Origin of the sequence: Bengtsoniella intestinalis (assembly GCF_039719005.1) — a bacterium.
Lineage (GTDB): Bacteria > Bacillota > Clostridia > Oscillospirales > Oscillospiraceae > Oscillibacter > Oscillibacter intestinalis.
Genome location: NZ_CP133584.1, coordinates 1 through 25,303 on the forward strand (window position 1 = coordinate 1; position 25,303 = coordinate 25,303).

Annotated in this window: 31 protein-coding genes and 3 pseudogenes; all 34 read left to right on the forward strand. The window is 48.3% G+C overall.

What is annotated here, in order from left to right; translation table 11 throughout:
• Window positions 1–134 precede the first annotated feature (134 nt).
• Window positions 135–506 carry a DUF4914 family protein gene (locus RFF05_RS00005; protein WP_409968432.1) on the forward strand — a complete coding sequence of 124 codons (372 nt, stop codon included), beginning with the start codon at window positions 135–137 and terminating at the stop codon, window positions 504–506.
• Window positions 464–1,996, forward strand: a complete 1,533-nt coding sequence (locus tag RFF05_RS00010) for a DUF4914 family protein (RefSeq protein ID WP_409968433.1) — start codon at window positions 464–466, stop codon at window positions 1,994–1,996. The genes RFF05_RS00005 and RFF05_RS00010 overlap by 43 nt, the downstream gene beginning before the upstream one ends.
• 117 nt (window positions 1,997–2,113) lie before the next feature.
• Complete coding sequence (locus RFF05_RS00015) at window positions 2,114–2,344, forward strand: hypothetical protein (RefSeq protein WP_409968434.1); 231 nt, start codon at window positions 2,114–2,116, stop codon at window positions 2,342–2,344.
• A 5-nt stretch (window positions 2,345–2,349) separates the two neighbouring features.
• Entirely contained in the window at window positions 2,350–3,003 is a 654-nt protein-coding gene (locus RFF05_RS00020; RefSeq protein WP_409968435.1) for a stage III sporulation protein AA, read from the forward strand.
• The gene (locus RFF05_RS00025) at window positions 3,000–3,497 is read left to right on the forward strand and encodes a stage III sporulation protein AB (RefSeq protein ID WP_409968436.1); all 498 of its coding nucleotides are present in this window, start codon (window positions 3,000–3,002) and stop codon (window positions 3,495–3,497) included. The genes RFF05_RS00020 and RFF05_RS00025 overlap by 4 nt, the downstream gene beginning before the upstream one ends.
• Before the next feature lie 15 nt (window positions 3,498–3,512).
• Window positions 3,513–3,706 (forward strand): annotated as a pseudogene (gene spoIIIAC, locus RFF05_RS00030) (stage III sporulation protein AC).
• A gap of 121 nt (window positions 3,707–3,827) precedes the next feature.
• The gene (locus RFF05_RS00035; RefSeq protein WP_409970144.1) at window positions 3,828–4,097 is read left to right on the forward strand and encodes a SpoIIIAC/SpoIIIAD family protein; all 270 of its coding nucleotides are present in this window, start codon (window positions 3,828–3,830) and stop codon (window positions 4,095–4,097) included.
• A complete protein-coding gene (locus RFF05_RS00040; protein ID WP_409968437.1) occupies window positions 4,094–4,918 on the forward strand; it encodes a stage III sporulation protein AE in 825 nt (274 codons plus the stop codon). Before RFF05_RS00035 ends, RFF05_RS00040 begins: the two co-directional genes overlap by 4 nt.
• The gene (locus RFF05_RS00045) at window positions 4,912–5,169 is read left to right on the forward strand and encodes a stage III sporulation protein AE (RefSeq protein WP_409968438.1); all 258 of its coding nucleotides are present in this window, start codon (window positions 4,912–4,914) and stop codon (window positions 5,167–5,169) included. The genes RFF05_RS00040 and RFF05_RS00045 overlap by 7 nt, the downstream gene beginning before the upstream one ends.
• Window positions 5,170–5,212: 43 nt before the next feature.
• Window positions 5,213–5,419, forward strand: a complete 207-nt coding sequence (locus RFF05_RS00050; RefSeq protein ID WP_409968439.1) for a hypothetical protein — start codon at window positions 5,213–5,215, stop codon at window positions 5,417–5,419.
• Between the two features lie 20 nt (window positions 5,420–5,439).
• Window positions 5,440–5,640, forward strand: a complete 201-nt coding sequence (locus RFF05_RS00055) for a hypothetical protein (protein ID WP_409968440.1) — start codon at window positions 5,440–5,442, stop codon at window positions 5,638–5,640.
• Window positions 5,627–6,154: a hypothetical protein gene (locus tag RFF05_RS00060; RefSeq protein ID WP_409968441.1), complete on the forward strand. Its 528-nt coding sequence runs from the start codon at window positions 5,627–5,629 to the stop codon at window positions 6,152–6,154. The genes RFF05_RS00055 and RFF05_RS00060 overlap by 14 nt, the downstream gene beginning before the upstream one ends.
• A complete protein-coding gene (locus RFF05_RS00065; protein WP_409968442.1) occupies window positions 6,151–6,750 on the forward strand; it encodes a SpoIIIAH-like family protein in 600 nt (199 codons plus the stop codon). The genes RFF05_RS00060 and RFF05_RS00065 overlap by 4 nt, the downstream gene beginning before the upstream one ends.
• Before the next feature lie 382 nt (window positions 6,751–7,132).
• The gene (locus RFF05_RS00070) at window positions 7,133–7,504 is read left to right on the forward strand and encodes an Asp23/Gls24 family envelope stress response protein (RefSeq protein WP_409968443.1); all 372 of its coding nucleotides are present in this window, start codon (window positions 7,133–7,135) and stop codon (window positions 7,502–7,504) included.
• 19 nt (window positions 7,505–7,523) lie between these two features.
• The gene (gene nusB / locus RFF05_RS00075) at window positions 7,524–7,982 is read left to right on the forward strand and encodes a transcription antitermination factor NusB (RefSeq protein ID WP_409968444.1); all 459 of its coding nucleotides are present in this window, start codon (window positions 7,524–7,526) and stop codon (window positions 7,980–7,982) included.
• Between the two features lie 170 nt (window positions 7,983–8,152).
• Window positions 8,153–8,302 (forward strand): hypothetical protein, encoded by a 150-nt coding sequence (locus RFF05_RS00080; protein WP_409968445.1) that lies wholly within the window; start codon window positions 8,153–8,155, stop codon window positions 8,300–8,302.
• A complete protein-coding gene (xseA, locus tag RFF05_RS00085) occupies window positions 8,299–9,363 on the forward strand; it encodes an exodeoxyribonuclease VII large subunit (protein WP_409968446.1) in 1,065 nt (354 codons plus the stop codon). The genes RFF05_RS00080 and xseA overlap by 4 nt, the downstream gene beginning before the upstream one ends.
• Window positions 9,360–9,596, forward strand: a complete 237-nt coding sequence (gene xseB, locus RFF05_RS00090; RefSeq protein WP_409968447.1) for an exodeoxyribonuclease VII small subunit — start codon at window positions 9,360–9,362, stop codon at window positions 9,594–9,596. The genes xseA and xseB overlap by 4 nt, the downstream gene beginning before the upstream one ends.
• Window positions 9,589–10,467 carry a polyprenyl synthetase family protein gene (locus RFF05_RS00095; protein ID WP_409968448.1) on the forward strand — a complete coding sequence of 293 codons (879 nt, stop codon included), beginning with the start codon at window positions 9,589–9,591 and terminating at the stop codon, window positions 10,465–10,467. Before xseB ends, RFF05_RS00095 begins: the two co-directional genes overlap by 8 nt.
• 860 nt (window positions 10,468–11,327) lie before the next feature.
• A complete protein-coding gene (locus RFF05_RS00100) occupies window positions 11,328–11,780 on the forward strand; it encodes a hypothetical protein (RefSeq protein WP_409968449.1) in 453 nt (150 codons plus the stop codon).
• Window positions 11,781–11,807: 27 nt separating this feature from the next.
• Complete coding sequence (gene dxs / locus RFF05_RS00105; RefSeq protein ID WP_409968450.1) at window positions 11,808–13,427, forward strand: 1-deoxy-D-xylulose-5-phosphate synthase; 1,620 nt, start codon at window positions 11,808–11,810, stop codon at window positions 13,425–13,427.
• A gap of 14 nt (window positions 13,428–13,441) precedes the next feature.
• The gene (locus tag RFF05_RS00110; RefSeq protein WP_409968451.1) at window positions 13,442–13,651 is read left to right on the forward strand and encodes a hypothetical protein; all 210 of its coding nucleotides are present in this window, start codon (window positions 13,442–13,444) and stop codon (window positions 13,649–13,651) included.
• Window positions 13,648–14,469, forward strand: coding sequence for a TlyA family RNA methyltransferase (locus tag RFF05_RS00115; RefSeq protein ID WP_409968452.1), 822 nt, complete (start codon window positions 13,648–13,650; stop codon window positions 14,467–14,469). The genes RFF05_RS00110 and RFF05_RS00115 overlap by 4 nt, the downstream gene beginning before the upstream one ends.
• Window positions 14,469–15,347 (forward strand): NAD(+)/NADH kinase, encoded by an 879-nt coding sequence (locus tag RFF05_RS00120; protein WP_409968453.1) that lies wholly within the window; start codon window positions 14,469–14,471, stop codon window positions 15,345–15,347. The genes RFF05_RS00115 and RFF05_RS00120 overlap by 1 nt, the downstream gene beginning before the upstream one ends.
• A complete protein-coding gene (locus RFF05_RS00125) occupies window positions 15,337–15,786 on the forward strand; it encodes an arginine repressor (protein WP_409968454.1) in 450 nt (149 codons plus the stop codon). Before RFF05_RS00120 ends, RFF05_RS00125 begins: the two co-directional genes overlap by 11 nt.
• Before the next feature lie 36 nt (window positions 15,787–15,822).
• On the forward strand, window positions 15,823–17,511 hold the full coding sequence (gene recN / locus RFF05_RS00130) for a DNA repair protein RecN (protein WP_409968455.1): 1,689 nt from the start codon (window positions 15,823–15,825) through the stop codon (window positions 17,509–17,511).
• A 3-nt stretch (window positions 17,512–17,514) separates the two neighbouring features.
• Complete coding sequence (locus tag RFF05_RS00135) at window positions 17,515–17,751, forward strand: DUF6199 family natural product biosynthesis protein (protein WP_409968456.1); 237 nt, start codon at window positions 17,515–17,517, stop codon at window positions 17,749–17,751.
• A gap of 158 nt (window positions 17,752–17,909) precedes the next feature.
• Complete coding sequence (gene tyrS, locus RFF05_RS00140) at window positions 17,910–19,136, forward strand: tyrosine--tRNA ligase (protein ID WP_409968457.1); 1,227 nt, start codon at window positions 17,910–17,912, stop codon at window positions 19,134–19,136.
• A gap of 29 nt (window positions 19,137–19,165) precedes the next feature.
• On the forward strand, window positions 19,166–20,767 hold the full coding sequence (locus tag RFF05_RS00145) for an ABC-F family ATP-binding cassette domain-containing protein (protein WP_409968458.1): 1,602 nt from the start codon (window positions 19,166–19,168) through the stop codon (window positions 20,765–20,767).
• 65 nt (window positions 20,768–20,832) lie between these two features.
• Window positions 20,833–21,771, forward strand: coding sequence for an AEC family transporter (locus RFF05_RS00150; RefSeq protein WP_409968459.1), 939 nt, complete (start codon window positions 20,833–20,835; stop codon window positions 21,769–21,771).
• 137 nt (window positions 21,772–21,908) lie between these two features.
• Window positions 21,909–22,772, forward strand: coding sequence for a class I SAM-dependent methyltransferase (locus tag RFF05_RS00155; protein ID WP_409968460.1), 864 nt, complete (start codon window positions 21,909–21,911; stop codon window positions 22,770–22,772).
• A 24-nt stretch (window positions 22,773–22,796) separates the two neighbouring features.
• Window positions 22,797–23,638 (forward strand): annotated as a pseudogene (locus RFF05_RS00160) (energy-coupling factor transporter ATPase).
• Between the two features lie 2 nt (window positions 23,639–23,640).
• A complete protein-coding gene (locus RFF05_RS00165; protein ID WP_409968461.1) occupies window positions 23,641–24,510 on the forward strand; it encodes an energy-coupling factor transporter ATPase in 870 nt (289 codons plus the stop codon).
• Window positions 24,504–25,291 (forward strand): annotated as a pseudogene (locus RFF05_RS00170) (energy-coupling factor transporter transmembrane component T family protein). The gene RFF05_RS00165 and the pseudogene RFF05_RS00170 overlap by 7 nt, the downstream one beginning before the upstream one ends.
• Window positions 25,292–25,303: the final 12 nt, after the last annotated feature.

The window sequence follows — 25,303 nt, forward strand, 5'->3', positions numbered from 1 at the left end:
GCAAGACTTGGGAATGGCTGCTCACGCAGTGGTTCTCATAGAAAATAATCGTATAAAGTATGCGTCTTTGGAGATCAAAGAAACATTTTTTTATAACAACCAAATTAGAGTTTTAATTTTATAGGAGGTTTATTATGTTTAAGCGTTTAAGCAAAATTGAAATGACCGACGAACTCAAGGGTGTATTGGATGCTAGTCCCGACCTAGTGATTCCTACTTCTAAGGAAGAATTGGTGCGTTTGACCTTTGGCTCTTACCATGTCAATGCCAACGAAGTCAGCTACACCGTGGGTGACAAGCGTGTGCAAGAAGCCACTGTTGTCCGTTGTAAAAACGGCATCGTGGTCAACTACATGGAAGATTATATGCGTCGTCGTGACCCCAACAGCATGTTGATTGGTGATGACAAGCCCACCGATAAGGTGCGTTTTGAAGAACGTTATCCCGACATGACCTTCCCCAAGTGCGCAAGGAAACCATGGACTGGCTCTCTCGCCATGACTTGATTGTCTTGCCCTTCTTGGCTGGTGGTAAGGGCGGTTACGATGCACTGTTGGTTTGCCCTGTCAACGCTGCATTCTTTGCAACTGGCTTGGCCGATTTGCAATATTTCATCAACATCGATGAATTGGATCGTCAATTCAAACCCCGTGCTATCATTTATGTGGCACCTCCTTTCCGTCACACCCACTTCGAAGGCAAGCAAGTTGTGGTTCATAGCCGCCAAGATCATGCCCACGAAGTGTTCTCCTACAACCTCTATCCAGGCCCCTCTGCAAAGAAGGGTGTCTATGCAGTGTTGCTGGACATCGGCGAACAAGAAGGTTGGGTCACCGCTCACACTTCTGCTGTCCGCGTGGTTACTCCCTACCAAAATGAAACCGTCATCATGCACGAAGGTGCTTCTGGTGGTGGTAAGTCCGAAATTTTGGAACAAGCTCACACCGACTCTGAAGGTATGCTGGTGTTGGGTGAAAACCTGAACTCTGGCGAAATCGACCGTTTGGCTTTGAGCGAAACCTGCGAACTGCTGCCCATCTGTGATGACATGGCTACCTGCTACACCTATCTGCAAGATGATTCTGGCAAGCTGGTGTTGACTGATGGTGAAGACGGCTGGTTCCTGCGTGTTGATAACATCAAGAAATACGGCACTGACTACAACTACGAAGACATCACCATTCACACCAAGGAACCTCTGGTGTTCTTCAACGTGCAAGGTGCTCCTGGCTCTACTTGCCTGATTTGGGAACACACCATCGATTCCACTGGCAAGCCCTGCCCCAACCCCCGCGTGATTATTCCACGCCGCTTGATTCCCAACATCCAAAGTGAACCCGTGGCAGTTGATGTCCGTTCCTTCGGCGTGCGTATGCCACCTTCCACCAAGAAAAACCCCAACTATGGTATCATGGGTCTGATGCAAGTGGTTCCCCCTGCATTGGCTTGGCTGTGGCGTTTGGTTTCTCCCCGTGGTCATAACAACCCCTCCATCGTGGATACCGCAGGTATGTCCAGCGAAGGCGTTGGCTCTTACTGGCCATTTGCCACTGGTAAAATGGTGCGCCATGCAAACCTGTTGCTGGATCAAATTAAGAACGCATACAACACCAATTATGTCCTGATTCCCAACCAACACATCGGTGTTTACAAGGTTGGCTTTGCTCCCGAATGGGCAGCTCGTGAATTCTTGGCTCGTGTTGGCGCAGGCCCCATCAAGAAGAGCTTCTTGACTCCTGCTCGTTGCGCAATTTTGGGTTACAACCTGACCGATTTGCGTGTTGACGGCCAATATGTCCGTAAAACTTATCTGCAACCTGAAATGCAACCCGAATTGGGCAAGTCTGGCTATGATGCTGGCGCCAAGATTTTGACTGACTTCTTCAAAGAAGAAGTGAAGAAATACTTGACTGACGATTTGGATCCCCAAGGTCGCAAGATTATCGAATGCTGCCTGAATGACGGCACTCTGGAAGATTACGAAGCACTGCTGTAAGCTAAATATTGTTTCAAAAAAAGAACCACCCAATTTGGGTGTTTTTTTTATCAAAAATTTGTCATACTTGTCCAACTTTTCTCATATAGTACAGCAAGTACAAAGGAGGGATGGGGAATGGAGCGGTATAAATTGGCATGTCAAGTCTTGCCCATAGCATTGCGGAAAATTGCCCTTGGGCTAACGCCTAGAGAGATGGTGGTGGCGGAGGAATTGCGTTTGCGCGTCGGACAGCCTTTGGGGATATTATTACCCAATGAGGAACGGCGTGTTTTTTCAAAAATTCAGCAAGTGGATTTGGAAATCTCTGTAACCAAGCCACAGATTTTTCCCGCTATGGAGCGGTAGAGACATTGCGGCAAGGATATGTCAGCGTGGAAGGCGGTTTTCGCATTGGTTTTTGCGGCACGGGGGTTATCAAGGCAGGAGAAATTTGCAACGTGAAGGATTTTTCTTCAGCGGTGATTCGTATTGCCAGAGAACGCAAGGGGATTGCAGATAATATTTGTCCACAACTGGTGGATAACGGTAGGGTGGTTAGCACCTTGATTGTCTCACCGCCAGCAGGGGGAAAAACTACGTTGTTGCGAGATATGGTACGTCAATTTTCTAATGGGATTTCTGAGATACAACCTCAACGAATCACTTTAGTGGATGCGCGTGGGGAGGTGGCAGCCGTTCATTTTGGGGTGCCACAATTAGATGTTGGTAGACATACAGATGTGCTAGATGGTTACCCGAAAGAGCAAGGCATGATGATAGGCGTACGAACCATGAATCCTCAAATTTTAGCGGTGGATGAAATTACCAATCCATTGGATTTAGAAGCAATGGTGCAGGGTGCTTATTGTGGAGTGTCATTGTTTGCCACTGTCCATGGGACAACCATGGCAGAATTGGCACACAACCCTTATATCGAGGTGTGTTGGAGAGTGGTTTTTCAGCGTGTGGTCACCATTTCTTGTGGTAATTCTGGACGGATTTACAAGGTGGAGGTGATGGCATGAGCAGTATTTTAGGTGGACTGTTGATTGGGTTAGGCTGTGGAGGCGTGTGGTGGATAGAGATTAAATCCCAGCGTAATAAAATGGATACAATGGGGAATATGGCCAGTGCTATGCTGGAAATTCGCAGTGAAATTCAAACCAATCAAACCCCATTGCCACGTATTTTTTTGCGTTTAAGCCAAACTTATACAGGGGTAACGGGGGTGTTTTTCTCACAAGTATATCAGGGGATACAAGCTGAAAAAACCTTAACAGAAAGCTGGGAACAGGCGGTAAATGTGTGTTTTTTAGAGGGTGAAATCCAAGATGTTTTGCATCAGTTGGGCTACACCTTCTCTGGAGATAGTGAAAAGATATGTAAAGTGTTATTACTTGTCAATGACTATTTTAAAGGTATTCTTACAGATATTCGTAGTAAAATGCCAGAAAAAAGACGCAGTTTTGGAGCTATGTGTTTTTCTGGCGGTGCATTGCTGTTGATTTTACTGGTGTAAGGGGTGAAGGCGGAAATGGATGTAGATTTGATTTTTAAAATTGCTGCCATCGGCATCTTGTGGCAGTGCTTAATCAGTTGTTGGTGCGCTCTGGTCGGGAGGAGCAGGCTATGATGACCACCTTGGCTGGGCTTGTGACGGTGCTGATGATTTTGGTGCAGGAAATCCATAATTTGTTTGAACTCATCCGCACGCTCTTTGGATTTTAGATATGGAAATGGTGTTTGAAATCACAGTGGGGTGTTTGGTCACCGCGTTGCTTGCCTTGGTGGTGGCCAAGTCTGCGCCTGAGATGGCACTGGTGTTGATGCTGGGTGCACTGTGGTGGTGATGGTGTATCTGGCGCAGGTGATGGGGCAGGTGGTTGGTTTTTTCCAAACGCTAGCCAACTACGGAGGGTTAAGCGAAGGACTCCTTGAACCATTGCTCAAATCCATGGGCATCGCCGTGGTGGTGAAGGTGGGGAGCAGTTTATGCCGTGACGCAAATGCATCGGCATTGGGGGCTGTGGTGGAGTTGTCTGGCACAGTGTGCGCCTTGTCTGTGGCTTTGCCGCTGGTGGAAACGGTCTTAGGGAAGTTGGTGGAGTTGATGGGGTGAAGCGAGTGATTTTATGGCTGTTTATCGCATGGCGCTTGACCACCTTTGCCTACGGTTTGGATACGGTGGATACCTTGCTGGCGGCCTTGCCTGACCAGACGCAAAATTTGATAGAAAAGGTGGAATTATCCACCATAGACGGACTTTTAGAGGGGATTGATGCGTTGCTTACAGCTGGCACAGACTTGGTGGCAGAGGTGGTACGCAGTCAGTTGACCACGGTGGCGCTGATTTTGGTGACGGTAATACTATGCGCCATGGTGGAGAGCATCCATGGTGATTTAAAACAGGAAAATCTAGCTTTACCGATGGTGGGCGCCTTATCAGTCAGTCTTTTATCGGCAGGCAGCTTAGAGTCTATGATGGGGCTGGGCGCTTCTACCATTGAAACACTAGAGGTGTTTTCTCATGTGCTGTTGCCCACCATGGCAGCCGCCACCGCCGCCAGCGGTGCCGTGACTTCAGCAACGGTGGGGCAGGTGACCACGGTGTTTTTTGTAGACCTACTCATTAGTGCCATCAATCAATTGCTTTTGCCAATGGTATATCTATACATCGGAGCCATCACCGCCAGCGCCATGCTTCAAAAAGGAAACCCCATGGACACATTGGCCAGTGTGCTCAAGCGTGGGATTACATGGCTGCTTTGCAGTGGACTGTTTTTATTTACCTTATATTTATCGGTAATGCGAGTGATGGCAGGTTCAGTGGACGGGGTCAGCGTAAAAATTGCACGCACCACCATTTCTGGGGTGGTTCCTGTGGTGGGAAGTATCATTGCCGACGCATCAGAGGCGGTTCTCTCTGGGCTGGCGTGCTGAAAAATACTGTGGGTATTGCAGGGACGTTGGGGATTTTAGGGTGTTGCCTTTATCCATTTTTACAATTGGGGGTGCAATATTTGCTGTATAAAATCACCGCATTTTTGGCAAGTTTGGTAGGTTCTAGTGGGCTTTGCAAGCTGATTGATGGACTGGGTGGCGCCTTTGGGTTGGTATTGGGGATGACAGGGGCGTGTGCTTTGCTGTTGTTAATCTCAGTGTTATCGTCGGTAGGGGCGGTGGTGCCATGATGGAGGCAGTGCGCGATGGATTTTATCGGTGGTAGTGGTGTCGATGTTGGTGAGTTTATCACAGGCGATGGTGCCAAAAGGCACTCTCGCTGGGGTGAGCAATTTCATCGGTGGGTTGCTGTTGCTGATTACCTTATTGACGCCATTATCACAGCTTGATAGTTGGCTGTTGCCGGAGGGATTAGACGATTATCGCGACCAAATTCAAGACCAGCAACTGGCGTTGACAACCATGCAACAACCCAGCTAGAAATAGGCATAGAGGAAGGCGTGGAAACATATATTTTAGACAAAGCAACAGCTTTGGGAATTGTGTGTCAAGTGGAGGTGGTGACAGCGTTGGACGACAGTGGCACACCTGTGCCTGTGGCGGTATGTTTTGATGTGCCATGGGATGAGGCGTTGTCGCTGTATGTGGAGCAGACCCTTGGCATTGGGCAGGAAGGACAAACATGGCATGAAAATCAGTGACGTGAAAACAAAATGGAAGCAATATCAATATGTAGCACTGGTGCTGGGATTGGGGGTGGTGCTGTTGGCATGGCCCAAAGATGAAACGCCAGAGCCTATAGAAGAAGTGGCAGACAATGGCTGGAGTTTGCAAGCGGTGCAAGCGGAAATGGAGCAGGTGTTAGGCTGTATTGACGGTGTTGGACAGGTGCAGTTGATGTTGAGTTTAGACACAGAGGGCACTGTCACCTTGGCGCAGGATGGCCAGCTGTCTTATAGCGGCGATGCCCAGTCGCCAGAGTCATATTCTCGCATCAGCGAGATAATTGTAGTGGAGCAAAATGGAGAGGAAAGGGGTCTGGTGACCCAGCAGACTTACCCTGTATATCGTGGGGCATTGGTGGTGTGCGAAGGGGGAGACAACCCCACTGTGCGCTTGGCAGTGACCCAAGGGGTGGCGGCGCTGACAGGATTGGGAACCGACCGTATTACGGTGGCAACATGGAAATCATCATTTGGAGGAGGAACAGCATGAAAGGTAAAAGACTTTGGAGGCAGAATTTTAAACGCAACGCATCTTTGGTGACCATGGGGATTTTGGTGTGTGGTGCAGCAGCGCTGAATTGGAGCTATTCTACCCAAGCGGGTGTGGAAGTGGCGGCAGAAGCCGAGGAGCGAGTGGTGGGACAGACGGTACTGGTATCCAGTGACGAAAGCGACACTATTTTAGAGGTGGCAGATATGGAAGACGGCGTGGCTGTGGTCAGCGCCGACGAAAGTGATTACTTCGCCACCGCCCGATTGACCCGTCAGCAAGCACGGGACAGTGCTGTGTTCTTATTGCAAGAGGCGGCAGCGCAAGAAGGGGCTGATGAGGCCGTCGCCACTATGGCCAGCCAAGAAATCCAAAATCTAGCCGCCTATACCTTGGCAGAAACCCAAATTGAAAATCTAGTGACTGCTAAGGGGTATGTGGATTGCGTTGCTTTTATGGGAGAGGAAAGCGTCAGCGTCGTGGTAGGCACTGTGGAGGGGGATCTGACCACGGCTGATGTTGCGAAAATCAGCGATATTGCCATGAGTGAGACAGGGTATACCGCCAGCCAAGTAAAGATTCTGGCATCAGATTAAAGACATAGACTACCAGACAGCGAAGGAATTCACGTTGAATTTCTTCGCTGTCTAGCTGTCAAAAAAGACGCCATGCGTGGCGTTTTTTTTGACAGTTAGACAATCGGCCAAGTGAAAATGTTTAAAACGATGCAATTTCGTTGGATTTTGCAATATTATAGTCATAAAGAATTTCGGATTAGGGTGATTAATTTTATTGGAGGCGGGCTCCCCCTCGAGCTCCCCCGAGCAGGGTTCTTTGACACGCTGTTTTTTAACAAAAAAGTTGTTGTAATGGCGGTATAAATGTGGTATACTATACACCAAAGAATGAGAAAGTGGGTTAGAGCCTTTAGGTGCCTACTTTTTAAAAAATCAGTCAATGTGAAGGAGATACAACACTATGAGTGAAAGCAAAGAATACCTAACCCTTCCAGAAGAAAATGGCAGTATCAATATTTCAGAAGATGTCATTGCCACCATTGCAGTGGGTGCTGTGCGTGAAGTGGAAGGCGTATCTGGCATGATGGGGCCACATGGGGCCAGCGTCAGCGATATGACCACCCGTAAAAGTGCACAAAAGTCTATCCGTGGTGTGAAAATTGACATGACCGGTACGGCTATGGTGCTGGATTTATATGTAACTGTGCAATATGGCACCGCCATTCCAGAGCTTGCTGAAAATGCCCAAAAGGCAGTGATGGCAGCCGTGGAAGGTATGACCGGTAGCGCCGTGGGGGCAGTGAATGTCCACGTTGGCGGTATCACGATGTAAGGAAAGAAAAGAGAAAAATATGGTTCGTAATACTGCGCGAGAAATCGCCATTCACCTGTGCTATGAAGTCAGTTTCACAGGCAATGATATCAAAACCCTGTTAGACAACCGCCTAAAAGTGGAGTCTTTTGCCGCCTTGGCTGGCGAGGATGAACTCTACAAAGAAGCCCCTAATGTCAAGCAAGGGGAATATATTCGCCACTTGGTGCTAGGCGTGGCTGAGCATGGTGCCGAATTGGACAATTATATTGCCAAGTACGCCAAAGGCTGGGATTTTGCCCGTATTCCCTTGGTGGCTTCTGCCATCATGCGTGTGGCTATGTTTGAAATCCTATATATGCCTGAAATCCCTAACGGTGTGTCTATCAACGAAGGGGTAGAGATTGCCAAAAAATACGAAACACCTGAAACTGTCTGTTTCATCAACGGCATCTTGGGTAGCTTCGTCCGCCAAGAACTTCCTGAAGAAGGAAAATAAAGTTTGTAAAATTTGCTACAAAGGCTATATTTTAACAAAAACGTAGGGAATGGTCTTGACCATTCCGTTCCGAGGGTGCTGTGTGCATCAAGGGGGGCGGAACGGTCAAGACCGTTCCCTACGGCTACATTTTATGTATTATGGGTATTTCCAATAGAAAAGGAGACTCTATGGAAGAACAACAAGTCTTGGGCGTTACCCAAGTCAATGAGATGGTGAAAACCATTTTAGATGGCGCGCCTATGCTCCAAAAATTACTGGTGCGTGGGGAATTGTCCAACTATAAAATGTACCCTCTGGTCACCATTATTTTACGTTGAAAGACCAAGATGGTGCTTTGCGGAGCGTGATGTTCAAAGGCTCTGCAACCAAATTGCGGTTTCAGCCCCAAAATGGCATGAAGGTCATTGCCTCTGGTCGGATTGCCGTGTTCCCACGAGATGGGGCCTATCAATTATATTGCACAAGTTTGTCACCAGATGGGATTGGCGATTTATATGTAGCCTTTGAACAACTGAAAGAAAAGCTGTATCAAGAAGGTCTATTTGACCAGCAGTATAAAAAGCCTTTGCCGGCCTACCCCCAAACCATTGCCATCATCACCTCTTCGGCTGGGGCGGCTGTCCACGATATGATTCGGATTTTGCGTAGCCGATATCCCATTGCAAAAGTGAAGTTGTTGCCTGTTCGTGTCCAAGGGGTGGAAGCCCCAGCGGAAATTGCAGGTGCCATACGCTTTGCAAACCGTCACCAGTTGGCTGATGTGATCATCACTGGCCGTGGCGGTGGTTCTATGGAAGATTTGTGGGCATTTAACGATGAACGAGTGGCACGGGCAATTTTTGCTTCCGATTTGCCAGTCATTAGTGCAGTGGGTCATGAGCCCGATGTAACCATTGCGGATTTTGTTGCTGATGCACGGGCGTCGACACCGTCCAATGCTGCAGAAATTGTGGTGCCAGACCAAGGGGAACTACTGCGGAATTTGCAGTCTATGGGTGGCAGTCTCAACTATTTGCAAAGCCAGCGTATTGAACAATTACGCTTGCAATGGGACAAGCTGGCAACCTCCCGTGTGCTAGTAAATCAAATGGCATATGTGGAAGATAAGTCTATGATGTTATCTTACTTACAGCAACGATTTGGTGATGTTTCTGCCAATATATTGGGGAGAAAGCAACAATCTCTGGCTGTTTTGGCTTCGTCATTAGATGCGATGAGCCCGTTGAAGGTGTTGGGACGTGGCTATGCCATGGTGCAAACAAAAGGCGGCGTTATTGTGAAAAACTGTGGTGATGTGGCTGTGGGAGATCAAATCAATGTGACCGTAGGCGACGGCATATTACACTGTCAAGTGAGTGAAAAGGAGACGATACAATGAGTGAAAAAGTGACGTTTGAAGCCCAAATTCAACGTTTGGAGCAAATTGTGGCACAATTGGAGCGTGGCGATGTGGCCTTGGCTGATTCGCTGGCGCTATTTGAAGAAGGCACTAAATTGGTGGCAGCTTGTAGCGGAGAACTAGAGCAAGCTGAGCAACAAGTGGTGCGTTTGATGAAGGGGAGCGATGGCAACCCTGTTGAGCTGGCTTTTGGAGGCGAAGACAATGGATAAAGCAACTTTTGATGCCCAATATCAGACCTATTTGCAGGCGGTGGAGGACTATTTGCGAGGTTTATTCACTGCAAAAACGGACTATGACCAAATTTTTACCGCCATGCGTTATAGCTTGTTGGCAGGGGGAAAGCGTATTCGTCCTATTTTGACGCTTGAATTTGCACGGTTGTGTGGATTGGATTGGCATAAAGCATTGCCCGTTGGCTGTGCCTTGGAATTGGTGCACACCTACTCTCTCATTCACGATGATTTGCCCTGCATGGACGATGATGATTTGCGACGCGGTAAACCAACCAGTCATAAGCAATTCGGTGAAACTTTGGCCATTTTGGCTGGGGATGCGTTACAACCTGCGGCTTTCGAATTGATTTTGTCGGCAGTGGATTTAAGGGATACAGCCCGTGCCAACTGTGCCTTGATTTTGGCAAAAGCCGCTGGGGCTGACGGCATGGTGGGTGGACAGGTGTTGGATACATTGTGCCATGCCACTACCCAAGACCAACTGGCTCAAGTCCATCGACTGAAAACAGGCGCCTTGCTCATGGCTGCGTGTCAGTTGGGATGCGCTGCTGCTGATGGGGATGAACTGCAACTTAACTGCGCTAAAATCTATGGTGAAAACTTAGGGATGGCCTTCCAAATCCGTGACGATGTGTTAGATGTGGTGGGGGACGAGGCAGACTTTGGCAAACCCATCGGCTCTGATGAAGCCTGCGGAAAAACCACCTATGTGAATTTATTGGGGATTGATGGTTGTGCCCAAGCGGTGGAGCGGTGTACTGTTACTGCCTGCGATGCAGTGGCAACTTGGGGCGATGATGGCTTTTTGCAGTGTTTGGCTAAGTCACTAGCTGGAAGAAATCACTAAAAAATTTACAAATGGAATATTCATAAAATCTTGTATATTTCCATTCTTTATGGTATACTATGTATCAGCTAAGCGGCGGTGCAGTATTCTAGTCAGATCTGCCGGCTCTGAAGGAGGGGCTAAAAATCCTCTAAAGGGCACATCGATGAAACCTCTGGTGCTTGCTTGATACGCCCAGTTTTGGGTGGGTGCTGGGGGAAGCGTGTATACGCTTGCGATTTTAGGGCGCTGTCCAATGGCATGGACAATCCGACCCTACTATCGTGGAGACCTGTTCTTGTGCACGGACGTACTCCCAACGTGGTATTCGGCACGTGTACGAAACAGATTATAAACCTGCAATGCGGTGCGTCTGGCGATTTTCGCTGGTAACGCTGTGTGCAGACGTAGCCTGCCTTGCGTGGATTTTGGTGAATTGAGGAATTGTAAGCAAGTACACTCTGGCCGGAGTGTGGTTGTGATTGCCCATGAAACCTTGTCTGCAAAAGAGGCTAGGAGTCGGTTAGACTGTAGTGGAAAACACCTAGACTGTCCCACAAGGGCAAGCGATGGATTGCAGTGCGGACTCAGTGGCAATCGGGTCTCATGGTTGGCAACGCCATGACGTGATATTGAAAGGGGAACCGCCTTCATCGGCAACGAGAGGTATGTCACGGGGAAATCCTACCCGTACCTAAGCCGTAAGATTTACATTGTTTGCTGCCGCTGCCTTAGCAACATCACTTTGTATTTGACCAACTGGTCAATGGAGGAACTTTCTTGAAAAAGAACAACCCAATAAAAAGGCCAAAGAAGATTCGCAGGTTCAATGGATTTTGCGAATCTTTTTTATTGCAGTGTGTCTATCTGCCACCTTGAGTTTGATATCAGAAACAGTGCTACAGCGTGCTGATTTAATTGTTGCAGTGCTGATTTTGTTGTTGTTTATCACGGTGGGCATCTGCTTTGATGTCATCGGTGTTGCGGTGACGGCCGCTGACCCAAAACCCTTTCGCTCCATGGCGGCTCGCAAGCAAAAAGGCGCCAAAGAAGCGTTGGGACTTTTGCAAAAAGCAGAGCGTGTGTCTAGTATTTGTAACGACGTGGTGGGTGATATTTGCGGCATCGTCAGTGGTACTACCGCCGCCGTCATTGTACTGCAAATTAACAGCGTGATTTCCGTTTCTAGCGTGCTCATTAGCGTGCTAGTGACAGCACTGATTTCTGGTCTTACCATCGGCGGCAAGGCCATCGGTAAAAATATTGCCATCAATCAAAGCACCCGTGTGATATACTGGGTGGGGCGTGTGCTCTATGTGTTCCGTCGGCGCTAAAAAGAAGATACCTAGAAAGGCAAGTCTATGATTTTGGATACCATTCATAGCCCAGCAGATGTAAGGCAGTTAAGCCTTTCAGAGTTGGAGATGCTAAGCGGAGAAATTCGTGAATTTTTAATACAATCTGTCGCCCAAACTGGGGGGCATTTAAGCTCTAATCTAGGGGCGGTGGAATTAACCATCGCCCTCCATCGTGTTTTTGATACACTCCAAGACCCGTTGGTATTTGATGTGGGACATCAGGCTTATGTCCATAAATTGCTCACTGGTCGCAAAGACCAATTTCATACGTTGCGGCAATGGGATGGGCTGTCTGGATTCCCAAAACCATATGAAAGCCCCCATGATGCCTTCATTGCAGGACACGCGTCTAACTCGGTTTCAGTGGCGTTAGGTATGGCAAGGGCTTTGGCTTTACAGGGGAAGGATAGCAGTGCTTTAGCTCTCATCGGTGATGGGGCGTTGTCTGGTGGTCTTGCCTATGAGGGGCTCAGTGATGCTGGTGGTTCTAAGTTGCCACTGATTGTCATTTTGAACGACAATGGTATGTCCATTCAGCCTAATGTGGGCGGGATGCACCGACATTTGCGGGATTTGCGATGCCAGCCATCGTATTATCACTTTAAAAAATGGTACCGTAGTTTGTTTGGAAAACAGCCTCAGAGAAACCCATTGTATCGTCAAATCCATAAGGTGAAAACGTCGTTAAAGCGTGCCATTTATCCCAAAAGCTCCTTGTTTGAAGATATGGGATTTGTCTATTTGGGGCCTGTGGATGGTCATGATATACAGCAATTGACCCAGACCTTTGACTGGGCAAAAAAACTGCAATGTCCTGTGGTGGTGCACGTGAAAACCATCAAAGGAAAAGGGTATCGCTTTGCAGAAGAGAATCCCGGTAAATTTCATGGTGTTTCACCTTTTGACCCCAAAACAGGGGTGACCAAGAGCGGTGATAGCTTTTCTAGTCACTTTGGGGCAGAGTTGGTCGCATTGGCCGGTGAAAACCCCAAGCTTTGTGGCGTCACCGCCGCCATGGCTGACGGCACTGGGCTTTCACCCTTTGAAATCGCCTATCCAGAGCGATTTTTTGATGTGGCCATCGCTGAAGGCCACGCCGTTGCCATGAGTGCTGGGCTATGTAAGACAGGGATGCGCCCTGTGTTTGCAGTCTATTCCACTTTTTTGCAACGAGGATATGATATGCTGTTCCACGATGTGGCGCTACAAAGTTTACCTGTGGTGTTTGGCATTGACCGTGCGGGTTTAGTGGGTGCAGATGGGGAGACCCATCATGGCTGTTTAGATGTGCAGTATTTGTGCCAAATTCCGAATTTTACCGTACTTTGTCCTAGCAATTATGCAGAAATGACCACTATGCTTCACTGGGCGACCAGTCAAGAAGAGGGGCCTGTGGCCATTCGTTACCCACGGGGTGGGGAAGGGGAATTTATCCAAGATACGGCTTTGAAAACCACGGTTGAGCTACGTAGCGGTGCCGATGTGACTCTTGTGGGGTATGGGATGTGTGTCAATCATTTGTTAGAGGCGGCGCACACGTTAGAAACATTGGGTGTGCAGGCAAAAGTGGTGAAATTAAACCGGATTGCCCCCTTGATATTGGTGATTTACAAGAAACCTTAGGCAATCAAAATACCATGATTGTGGTGGAGGATTGCTTTGGCGCTGGCTGTGTGGGTCAGCGAATTGGTGCGATTTTGGCTCAGCAAGGCTGTGGGTCAAAGCGACTGATTTTGAAAAATTTAGGGAAGACCTTTGCGCCCCAAGGAAGTGTGGCGCAGTTGGAGCACAGTTTTGGATTGGATGCCGCTGGCATTGTCCAAGCTGTGATGGAGGAGAAACAATGAGTGAGAAAAAGCGACTAGATGTGCTCTTAGTAGAGCGAAATTTGCTAGAAAGTCGGCAAAAAGCCCAGGCTGTGATTATGAGCGGGCAAGTGTTTGTGAAAGGACAGCGTGTGGACAAGCCTGGCACTGCCATTGCCGTGGATGCAGAGGTGGAAGTCCGTGGGAATTTACTGCGTTATGTGAGCCGTGGCGGCTTGAAATTGGAAAAGGCTATGGCGGAGTTCCCCATTTCCTTGGAAAATACCATCTGCGGTGATATTGGTGCATCTACTGGTGGTTTTACCGATTGTATGTTGCAAAATGGTGCGCAAAAGGTGTATGCCGTGGATGTGGGCTATGGGCAACTGGCATGGAAATTACGCAGTGATGAACGTGTGATTTGTATGGAGCGTACCAACGCACGATATTTAGACCGAGAACAAATTCCAGAGCCTTTGGATTTTGCCTCTATCGATGTTAGTTTTATCTCCTTGAATTTGATTTTGCCTGCTGTGCACCGTGTGTTGGGAGACCAAGGACAGGTGGCCTGTCTCATCAAGCCCCAGTTTGAAGCTGGGCGAGAAAAGGTGGGTAAAAAAGGGGTTGTCCGTGACCCTGCTGTCCACTTAGAAGTGTTGGAACAATTTTTAGAGCATGCAAAGGCTTCTGCCTTTACAGTTCTTGGTATCAGCTATTCTCCCATCAAAGGTCCTGAGGGAAATCTAGAATATTTAGGCTTTTTACAAAAAGGGGAAGCACCACCCCAGCCTGATTTTGATTTGAAAGCGCTGGTGGCTGAATCCCATGCAACCCTGCCTCAAAACGGAGGTGACATTTGATGAAACGGATCATTTTATGCCCCAATCCCAACCGCGATAGAGGGATGGTGGCCACCCAAGCGGCAGATAAAATTCTTAAAGAAATGGGTTTTGAAACCGTTGTTTGTTCGCCGTTTCGAGATCAAAAAGATGGTATTTTCGCACCCTATAAAGCGTTGCCATTGTTGCCGGAATTGCGCCAATCTGACTTGCTAGTCACCTTTGGTGGTGACGGCACCATTTTGCATCTTGCCAAGCTTGCGGCATTGAATCGCATTCCCATTTTAGGCATCAATATGGGAAGCCTTGGCTTTGTAGCAGAGTTGGAGGCATTGGAGTTGTCAGCATTGTATAAGCTAAAGGACTGGGATTTCACCGTGGAAAATCGTATGATGTTAGACGTTCATGTAACCCGTGAAGGCAAACAGGTTTACACAAACCTCGGGCTCAATGATGCGGTGATTCGTGAAGGCCCTATCTCCCATGTGATTCACCTGCGGATTGAGTCAGACGGGCATCACTTGGCGGATATTGCTGGAGATGGCGTCATCATTGCAACCCCCACTGGTTCTACCGCCTACGCACTCTCTGCAGGGGGACCTGTGGTTGAGCCTATGGCGCAAACCATGGTGGTGTGCCCCATTTGTACCCACAATATGCGGTTTTCTTCCTACGTGTTGTCTCCAGATCATACGTTGACCATTCAATTAGAGCGTAACGGTCGTAAGCCTGTGTACCTGTTTGTAGACGAAAGCCGTGGTTTTTCCCTGCGTTCTGACGATATAGTGACTGTAAAACGCTCCAAATCTGTGATGAAATTGGTGCGTTTAAGTGAAAAAAGTTTCTGCGAAGTATTCGCAAAGAAAATGTTACCAGGAGGTTTTGGCAATGAAAAATAACCGTCAATCTATGATTTTAGACATCATCGCCAGCGAGAATGTTGAAACCCAAGAGCAACTGTTGTTGCGCTTGCAAGAACGTGGCATTTCCAGCACGCAAGCCACTATTTCTCGTGACATCAAGCAACTTCATTTGATCAAAGAACCTGTGGGGCAAGGGGTGTATAAGTACGCTGTGTCTGGCAACCGTACACGACTTAACTTCGCCGAGCGTCTGCGTACCATTTTTCGGGAAAGTATCACTAGCATCGATTGCGCTCAAAATATGGTGGTGGTGAAAACTATGCCCGGTTTGGCCAGTGCGGCCTGTGCTGCCATCGATGATATGGATTTGACCTATATGGTGGGTAGCCTTGCAGGGGATGACACCGCTTTTTTGGTGATGCGAGACAGTGCTTCAGCCCTAGAACTGTGTAATGAAGTGAGAGAGATGCTGTAAAGTTAAATTGCTTTACAATGCAAGTAGGAGTAAGAAATGTTAGAACTGCTACACATTGAACAGATTGCTTTGATTGAACAAGCAGACATTCGTTTTCATGTGGGATTCAATGCTTTGACTGGTGAAACAGGGGCAGGGAAGTCCATCATCATTGATGCGATGGGTGCTGTTTTAGGGGGACGTACGTCACGGGAACTCATTCGCACAGGGGCCAATCGTGCCTTTGTCAGCGGCTTGTTTTCCCATGTCAACCCTACGTTGCCAGCGTTGGTAGAACAGGGAATTGTCCCCGATGAAAACGGAGAATTGCTATTACAGCGAGAGTTGACCATCGATGGGAAAAATACCTGCCGTATCAACGGTCGTCCTGTCTCTGTGAGTCAATTACGCCAAGTGGGGCAAGATCTTCTGAATATTCATGGTCAACATGATGGACAACAGTTGATGGATGAGACCTTACACGGTGTGTATTTAGACCGTTTTGGCAACATTCAACAGCCTCTTTTTGCCTATCAAACTGCATTTGAATCCTATCAAGCCCTGCAAAGCCAAATTAAATCTTTGCAGATGGATGAAGCGGAAAAAATTCGGAAAATGGACAGTTTGCGCTTTCAAATCAAGGAAATAGAGCGTGCAGAGTTGCAAGATGGGGAAGAAGAAGAACTGCTGGCTCGTCGGAATCTGCTTCGCAACGGTGAAAAGTATTTGACTGCTTTGTCTGGCGCTGACTATGCCATGGGTGGCGACGATGAGTCTATGGGGGCAGTGGCGCTGATGAAGCAGGCGCTGCAAGCCTTGGCGCCTATCCGCAATTTAAGCGAAGATTTGGGGAAGTTATACGCCCAATTGTCCCAAGTGCAAAGCGATGCCTATGATTTGGCAGAGTGGATTGGGGATCAACGGAGCGCCTTTGAATTCTCTCCAGCAGAGCTGGATGCAGTGGAGTCGCGTAGTGACCTGATTTATCGATTAGAGAAGAAATACGGTAATACTATAGCAGAAATATTGCAATATCTTGATAAATGCCGCAAAGAATTGGATGACATTCAAACGGCTGATGACACGTTGGTGCGCCTGCAAGGGAAGCTGGCCAAGGCAGAAAAAGCTGTGGTGGAGGCAGGTGGCGTATTAACCAAGGCACGGCAATCTGCTGCCAAAGAATTGGAAGTGCGTATCTTGCAAGAACTGCGAGATTTGGATATGCACAAAATTCAATTTGTCATTGAATTCACATCCAAAGCACCAGCCATAGACGGTTGCGATACCATTCGCTTCTTGATGTCAGCCAACGCTGGTGAGGCGGTAAAGCCCATCGCCAAGGTAGCATCTGGCGGTGAATTGGCGCGGATTATGCTTGGGTTAAAGAATGTTTTGGCCGAGCAAGAGGCCATTGCCACCATGGTGTTCGATGAAGTGGACACGGGCGTATCTGGTCGGGCGGCACAAAAAGTGGCGCAAAAGCTGGCGCAGGTTTCTCGCCACAAGCAAGTGCTCTGCGTGACCCATTTGCCCCAATTGGCAGCCATGGCAGATGTGCATTTTGCTGTTACTAAAGGAGAAGTAAAGGGAAGAACCTTTACAGAACTTTTGGAGCTTGACCGTTCCAAACGTATGGCAGAATTGGCCCGTATCAGCGGTGGTGATGTGATTAGTGAGGCGCTACTGCAAAGTGCAGGAGAATTGTTAGACAGCGCTACCACCTACCGAAACGGACTGGAGGGATAAACCATGCCTATGGGAATTTCCATTGCACTTAATATTATCTCCGCCTTCATCGGCATTGCCTTTTTTGCCAGTTTGATTACTGCCATCAACCCACGTTGGACATGGCGCACCTTTGAAAAATGGAAGGCCACCGAAGAACCCACCGATGCCTATTTCAAGGTGCGTCGGATTGTGGGATTGGTGTTCGCCATCATCACAGGTGCCATCTGGGCAGTTCCAACGGTGGTATCTTGGTTTTGATAAAAGAAAGTCTTGAAGTTTTGGTAAATTCATCAAAATTATCGTTGACTTTTTGGTGATTACTCTATATTATAATAGTGTTATAAATTGTGCCCTCTATCCCAAGAGGATGGAGGGTTTTTTACGAAATCCGACAAACATTGAAGGAGATTACAGATATGCAAATTTATGAAGAACTGGTAGAACGGGGCCTCATCGCCCAAGTGACCAACGAAGCAGAAATCAAGGAAATGATCAACGCTGGTAAGGCTGTGTTTTACATTGGCTTTGACCCCACTGCTGACTCTCTCCACGTGGGACACTTTATGGCGCTGTGTTTGATGAAACGTCTGCAAATGGCTGGCAACCGCCCCATCGCGCTCATCGGCGGTGGCACTGGCATGGTGGGTGACCCCTCTGGCCGTAGCGATTTGCGTAACGTGCTGACCACAGAAACCATTCGCCACAATTGCGATTGCTTCAAAACCCAAATGGAGCGCTTCATCGAATTCGGTGAAGGCAAGGCTCAAATGGTGGATAACGCCGACTGGCTCATGGGTTTGAACTATGTGGAACTACTGCGCGAAGTGGGGGCTTGCTTCTCTGTCAACAATATGCTCCGTGCTGAGTGCTACAAGCAACGCATGGAAAAAGGCTTGTCCTTCTTGGAATTTAACTACATGATTATGCAGTCTTACGACTTCTATCATCTGTTCAAACACTATGGCTGTAATATGCAGTTTGGCGGCAACGACCAATGGAGCAATATGTTGGGCGGCACCGAACTGATTCGTCGTAAGCTGGGCGAAGATGCCCACGCCATGACCATCACCTTGCTGATGAACTCCGAAGGCAAGAAGATGGGCAAGACTGCCAACGGTGCTGTTTGGCTGGACCCCAACAAGACCGCACCTTACGAATTCTATCAATACTGGCGTAACGTAGGCGACGACGATGTGCTCAAGTGCATCCGTATGCTGACCTTCTTGCCCATGGAAGAAATCCGTGCCATGGACGGCTGGGAAGGCAGTGAGCTAAACCGTGCCAAGGAAATTCTGGCCTTCGAGCTGACCAAGCTTGTCCACGGGGAAGAAGAAGCCAAAAAGGCCGAAGAAACCGCTAAGGGTTTGTTTGCTGGCGGTGGCTCTTTGGACAATATGCCTGCCACGGAACTGACTGCTGATTTGTTTGAAGACGGCAAGATAATTGCCGCCAAGCTGTTGGTAGCCTGTGGTCTGGTGGGGTCTAATGGTGAAGCCCGACGCCTGATTCAACAAGGTGGCGTATCCATCGCTGATGGCAAGCCTACCGCCTTTGATACCCCCTATGCACAAGGTGATTTTGCTGGCGACGGCATCATCATCAAAAAGGGCAAAAAAGTATTCCATCGTGCATATACGGTGTAACAATTCTATTAATTTAAAGGAAAAAATTCATGATTACTGTTATTGACGTCAGTGTCAACTTTAGTGGCGTGCCTCTGTTTAAGCACGTTGATTTGAAATTCACCCCTGGCAACTGCTACGGCATCATCGGTGCCAATGGTGCAGGTAAAACCACCTTTTTGCGTGTGCTCTCTGGGGATTTAGATCCCTCTACAGGGGAAGTGATTATCCCCAAAACCGAACGTATGTCTGTGCTGAAGCAAGACCATTTCCGCTACGATGAGTACACTGTGCTAGACACAGTTATCATGGGCAATGAGCGTTTGTACAACATCATGAAGGAAAAAGATGCCTTGTACGAAAAGGAAGATTTCACCGATGAGGATGGCGTCCGTGCCTCTGAGTTGGAAGGTGAGTTTGCCGAAATGGACGGTTGGGAATCTGAGTCTAACGCCAGCCGTTTGGTGCAAGGTCTTGGCCTTTCCAACGATATTTTGTACCAAGAAATGTCTAGCCTGACTGCAAAGGAAAAGGTGAAGATTTTGCTGGCACAAGCTTTGTTCGGTAAGCCTGACATCATCCTCCTTGACGAACCTACCAACCACTTGGACATCGCCGCCATTGAATGGCTAGAAGATTTCTTGATGGAATACGAAGGCCTTATTTTGGTGGTGAGCCATGACCGTCACTTCTTGAACACCGTGTGTACCAACATCGTGGACGTGGACTATGGTCAAATCAAGATGTACGTGGGTAACTACGAGTTCTGGTATGAGTCTAGCCAAATGGTGCAAAAGATGATGAAAGACCAAAACCGTAAAAATGAAGAAAAAATTAAGGAATTACAGTCCTTCATCGAACGCTTCTCTGCCAACAAGTCTAAGTCTAAGCAAGCTACCTCTCGTCGAAAACTGTTGGATAAGCTGAGCGTGGAAGAAATGCCTTCTTCCTCTCGTCGTTATCCGTTTGTGGGCTTCCAACAAGAGCGTGAATGCGGCAAGGACATTTTGCTAGTGGAAAACCTGTCCAAGACTTTGGACGGTGTGAAGGTGCTGGATAATGTGTCTTTCCGCGTCAACCGTGAAGACAAGATTGCCTTCGTGGGCGAGGATGAAATTGCCAACACCACTTTGTTTAAAATCATTATGGGCGAAATGGAACCAGATGAAGGCTCCTACAAATGGGGCACCACCATCTCTACCAGCTATTTCCCCATGGATAACTCCGCCTTCTTCAACGATTGCGACGATAACTTGGTGCAATGGCTGAGCCAATACACCCCCGAAACCACCGAATCTTTTATGCGTACCTTCTTGGGTCGTATGTTGTTCTCTGGGGACGATGTGTTTAAGGCTGTGAAGGTGCTCTCTGGTGGCGAAAAAGTGCGTTGTATGCTGTCTCGCATGATGCTGTTCGGCTCTAACACCTTGGTGCTAGACCAACCCACCAACCACTTGGATTTGGAATCCATCACCGCCGTCAACAACGGTTTGATTGACTATAAGGGTGTCACCTTGTTTTCCTCCCATGACCATGAAATTGTCCAAACTGTGGCAAACCGTATCATGGAATTTAAGCAAGGCGCTTTGACTGATTATCTGGGCAATTATGACGATTATCTGGTGCGTCAAAAAGAAGCAGCAGGCAAGTAAATTGTGTTTAACTGGGCAGGAAACCATGGTTTTCTGCCTGGTTTTATAGAAAGAAAGTGATACACATGGATGGATTGATATTAGCCTTTTCAGTGGTATTCCCCCTGTTTGCATTTATGGTTGTGGGCTATGTGCTGCGCCGTGTGAAGAAGATTGACCCACCCACGGTGGGGAAGCTGAACCAACTGGTGTTTCAGCTTTGCTTACCGTTGGTGGTGTTTTTAAGCATTTACAACAGTGATTTTGAACAGGATTTCTCCCCAAAGCTGATTACCACAGTTTTGTGCTTATCTCTGATTACCTTTGCGCTTTGTATGGTGATTATTCCGCGCATTGAGCCCAGTAACCCCAAGCGTGCGTCCATGATTCAAGGGATTTACCGCAGTAACTTTGTGCTCTTTGGTATTCCTGTGGCACAAGCGGTGTATGGAGATGAGGCGGTGAGCATTACGGCTGTGGCCATTGCGGTTGTGGTGCCGATCATCAACGCGTTGTCGGTGTTTGCCTTGGAGTGGTATTCTGACCGAGGTTGTGACTTCAAACGCATCGGCAAAAGTATGCTCAAGCACCCCATTATCATCGCCGCATTGTCAGGTTTGGCTGTAAAGTTAATTGGCCTTACAATACCTGTTTTAATCACAGATGTGATGAGTGATTTGTCGGCTATGGCTACGCCGTTGGCATTGCTGGCTCTGGGGGCCAGCTTGCGTATGGAGCAGTTGAAGGGTTCGTGGAAACAGATGGTGTTTTGTGCGGTGGCGCGGCTAATTGCGTGTCCATTATTGTATATCAGTGTAGGGATTTTCCTCGGGTTTAGAGGCATTGAGTTGATTCCTATTTTCTGTTTAGCAGCTAGCCCCACGGCAGTGTCCTCCACAGCCATGGCGCAGATGATGGGCGCTGATTATGAGCTGGCAGGGCAGATTGTGGCAGCCACCTCACTGGGTGCCATTTTGACCATTTTTTTATGGATTAGCGTTTTGGAGAATTTACACTTCATTTAACTGCAGTTTGAACGAGAGATAGCGGCGCTATCTCTCGTTTTTTTACACCCAATCCATTGACGGAAGGGGTGATTTTGTGGTATCATATACTGATTTAATATATTTACGAACCAGATAGATGGAGGACTATAAATTTTATGTGGATTGCAGAACATTGGGACGATTACGAATTGCTTGACTGCGGTGGCGGTGAAAAGCTAGAACGCTGGGGCAAGCAAATTTTAGTGCGCCCTGACCCACAGGCCATTTGGGAGACCCCACAGCGTCATCCCGGTTGGAAACGTGCCAACGGTCGTTATCAACGCTCTCAAACGGGGGGCGGTCATTGGGAAAAGAAATCTTTGCCAGAAAGTTGGCAAATGCGTTACCGTGATATAACCTTGCAAGTTAAGCCTATGAATTTTAAACACACTGGGATTTTCCCAGAACAAGCTGCTAACTGGGATTTTGCCATGGATAAAATCCGCAATGCTGACCGTCCTATCCGTGTGCTAAACCTGTTCGGTTACACGGGTGGTGCCACCGTGGCTTGCGCCAAGGCTGGTGCATCGGTGTGCCACGTGGATGCGGCAAAAGGCATGGTGGCTTGGGGCAAGGAAAATGCCAAGCTCTCTGGCTTAGAAGAAGCGCCTATCCGTTGGATTGTAGACGATTGCGCCAAGTTTGTGGAGCGTGAAATTCGCCGTGGCAAACAATATGACGCCATCATCATGGACCCACCCTCTTATGGTCGTGGCCCCAGTGGGGAAGTGTGGAAGTTGGAAGAAAACCTGTATCCCTTTGTGAAGCTGTGTGCAGGTGTCCTGTCTGACAAGCCACTGTTTGTGATTATCAACTCTTACACCACAGGTCTTGCCCCTTCAGTACTGGGGTATTTGTTGCACTTGTTGGTGGCTGAAAAATACGGCGGCAAGTGCACTTGGGATGAACTGGGCTTGCCTGTGACCCAAACTGGTTTGGCATTGCCTTGCGGTGCCACTGGTCGGTGGTTTAGCGAATAACCTTCCCCTAGAAAGGACAAAACCATGATTGAAACCAAAGATTTGGTATTTTCTTACCCTGCCACCGAAGATGATGGCGCGCCTACACTGGCTGTCAATGGAGTGTCGTTGACCTTAGAAACGGGCTCTTTTGTGGTTGTTTTAGGTCATAATGGGTCAGGAAAATCCACCTTAGCCAAAACCTTTAACGGTATTTTGCTTCCCTCAGGTGGACAAGTGCTGATAGACGGCATGGACACCCAAGACCCAGCATTGCTATTGGCCATTCGCCAACGCTTGGGATGGTGTTCCAAAACCCAGACAATCAGATTACCGCCAACGTGGTGGAAGAAGATGTCGCTTTTGGCCCTGAAAATATGGGGGTTGAAAGTGCAGATATTCGCCAGCGTGTAGACGATGCTTTGGCAGCGGTGGGGATGAGCGACTTTGTGCGCCACGCGCCACACCTGCTCTCTGGCGGGCAAAAACAGCGCATTGCCATCGCTGGGGTCATCGCCATGGAACCTGCGTGCATCGTATTGGACGAAGCCACCGCCATGCTAGACCCTATTGGTCGCCGAGAGGTGCTAGAAGTGGTGGAACGATTGAACCGCGAGAAAAACATCACCGTTGTGCTCATCACCCATCACATGAATGAAGCCGAGCACGCTGACCGCGTGGTGGTGATGAACCATGGACAGGTGGTGATGGACGGCACACCCAAAACCGTGTTTACCCAAGTGGGGAAACTGCGGAAACTGGGCTTAACTGTGCCAGATACGGTGGATGTGCTCTATCGTTTGCAAGCCCAAGGTCTTGACGTTGCCATTGACCAATTATCCGTGGAAGACTGCGCTGATGAAATTCTGCGTGTTTTGAGGAAATAACCATGCAAAAACCGATTTTAGAAGTAAAAAACCTTGTTCATACCTATGGTGCAGGCACCCCGTTTGAACGTAGCGCTGTCAATGGGATGGATTTTGCCATTGAAGAAGGCAGTTTTGTAGGCATTATTGGACACACTGGGTCAGGGAAATCTACCTTGATTCAGCATCTAAATGGCCTGTTAAAGCCCACCAGTGGTGAGGTGTTATTAGATGGGGAAAATATTTGGAAAAATCCAAGAGAAATCCGCAAAATCCGATTCCAAGTGGGGATTGTGTTCCAATATCCAGAGTACCAACTGTTTGAAGAAACGGTGTATAAAGACATTGCCTTTGGCCCAACTAATATGGGTAAAACAGGGGAGGAACTGGATGCTTGCATCCGCAATGCGGCGAAAATCGTTGGTTTGACCCCTGATTTGTTGGAGAAATCTCCCTTTGAGCTCTCTGGTGGACAAAAGCGACGTGTGGCTTTGGCTGGGGTGCTGGCTATGGAGCCTCGTGTGTTGGTGCTGGACGAACCCACTGCTGGTCTTGACCCTGCTGGGCGAGACAATTTGTTGGCCAACATCCGTGATTATCATCGCAATCAAGGCGCCACTGTGATTTTGGTGAGCCATAGCATGGAGGAAATTGCCCAAAATGTTGACCGTATTTTGGTGCTCAAAGATGCCAACGTGTTGATGGATGGCACCCCTGAACAGGTATTTGCCTGCGCTGAGGCCTTGACCCAAGCTGGTTTGGATGTGCCACAGGTGACCCGTGTTGCCATGGCGCTTCACGCAAAAGGCTTGCCCATCGACCCTGCGGTGTATACCGTGGAAGCCTTAGAGCGCCAATTGTTGGTGCTGAGAGGGGAGGGGGCATCATGTTAAAAGATATTACGTTGGGGCAATATTTTCCCGGCAATACCATGGCGCACTGCCTTGACCCTCGCACTAAAATCATTCTGGTGACCCTATACGTCATCGCCTTGTTCAATGCCAGCACGGTCTATGGCTATGCCATGATGGCTGTTGTGCTATTGACCTGTGTGCGTGTCTCAAAAGTTGGACTCAAAGTGTTGGTGCGTGGGCTGAAGCCTGTGGTGCTGATTGTGGTGTTTACAGGGCTTTTAAACTTGTTTTTCACCGCTGGTGATCCTATTTTCTCGTGGTGGATTATTTCAATCTCATGGCAAGGGTTATCAACGCAAGCTTTATGGTGATGCGGATTTTACTGCTGATTATGGGCACCTTTTTGATGACCTATACCACCAGTCCCATTCGGTTGACCGATGGATTGGAACAGCTCTTAAACCCTTTGAAAAAAATCAAGGTGCCTGTCCATGAGCTGTCGATGATGATGTCCATTGCCTTGCGGTTTATCCCCACATTGATTGAGGAAACCGATAAGATTATGTCGGCACAAAAGGCGCGTGGTGCTGACTTTGAAAGTGGCAATTTGATGCAAAAGGCCAAGGCTATGTTGCCTTTGTTGGTGCCCTTATTTATCAGCGCCTTCCGCCGCGCTGACGAGCTAGCCATTGCCATGGAAAGCCGTTGTTACCACGGTGGTGATGGGCGTACCAAGCTCCATGTGCTCCGCTATGCCTTGCGTGATTATGTGGCACTGGCACTGGGCGTGGTGATTTTGGTGGCGGCGTTCATTTTATAAGAGTGAAGGAGA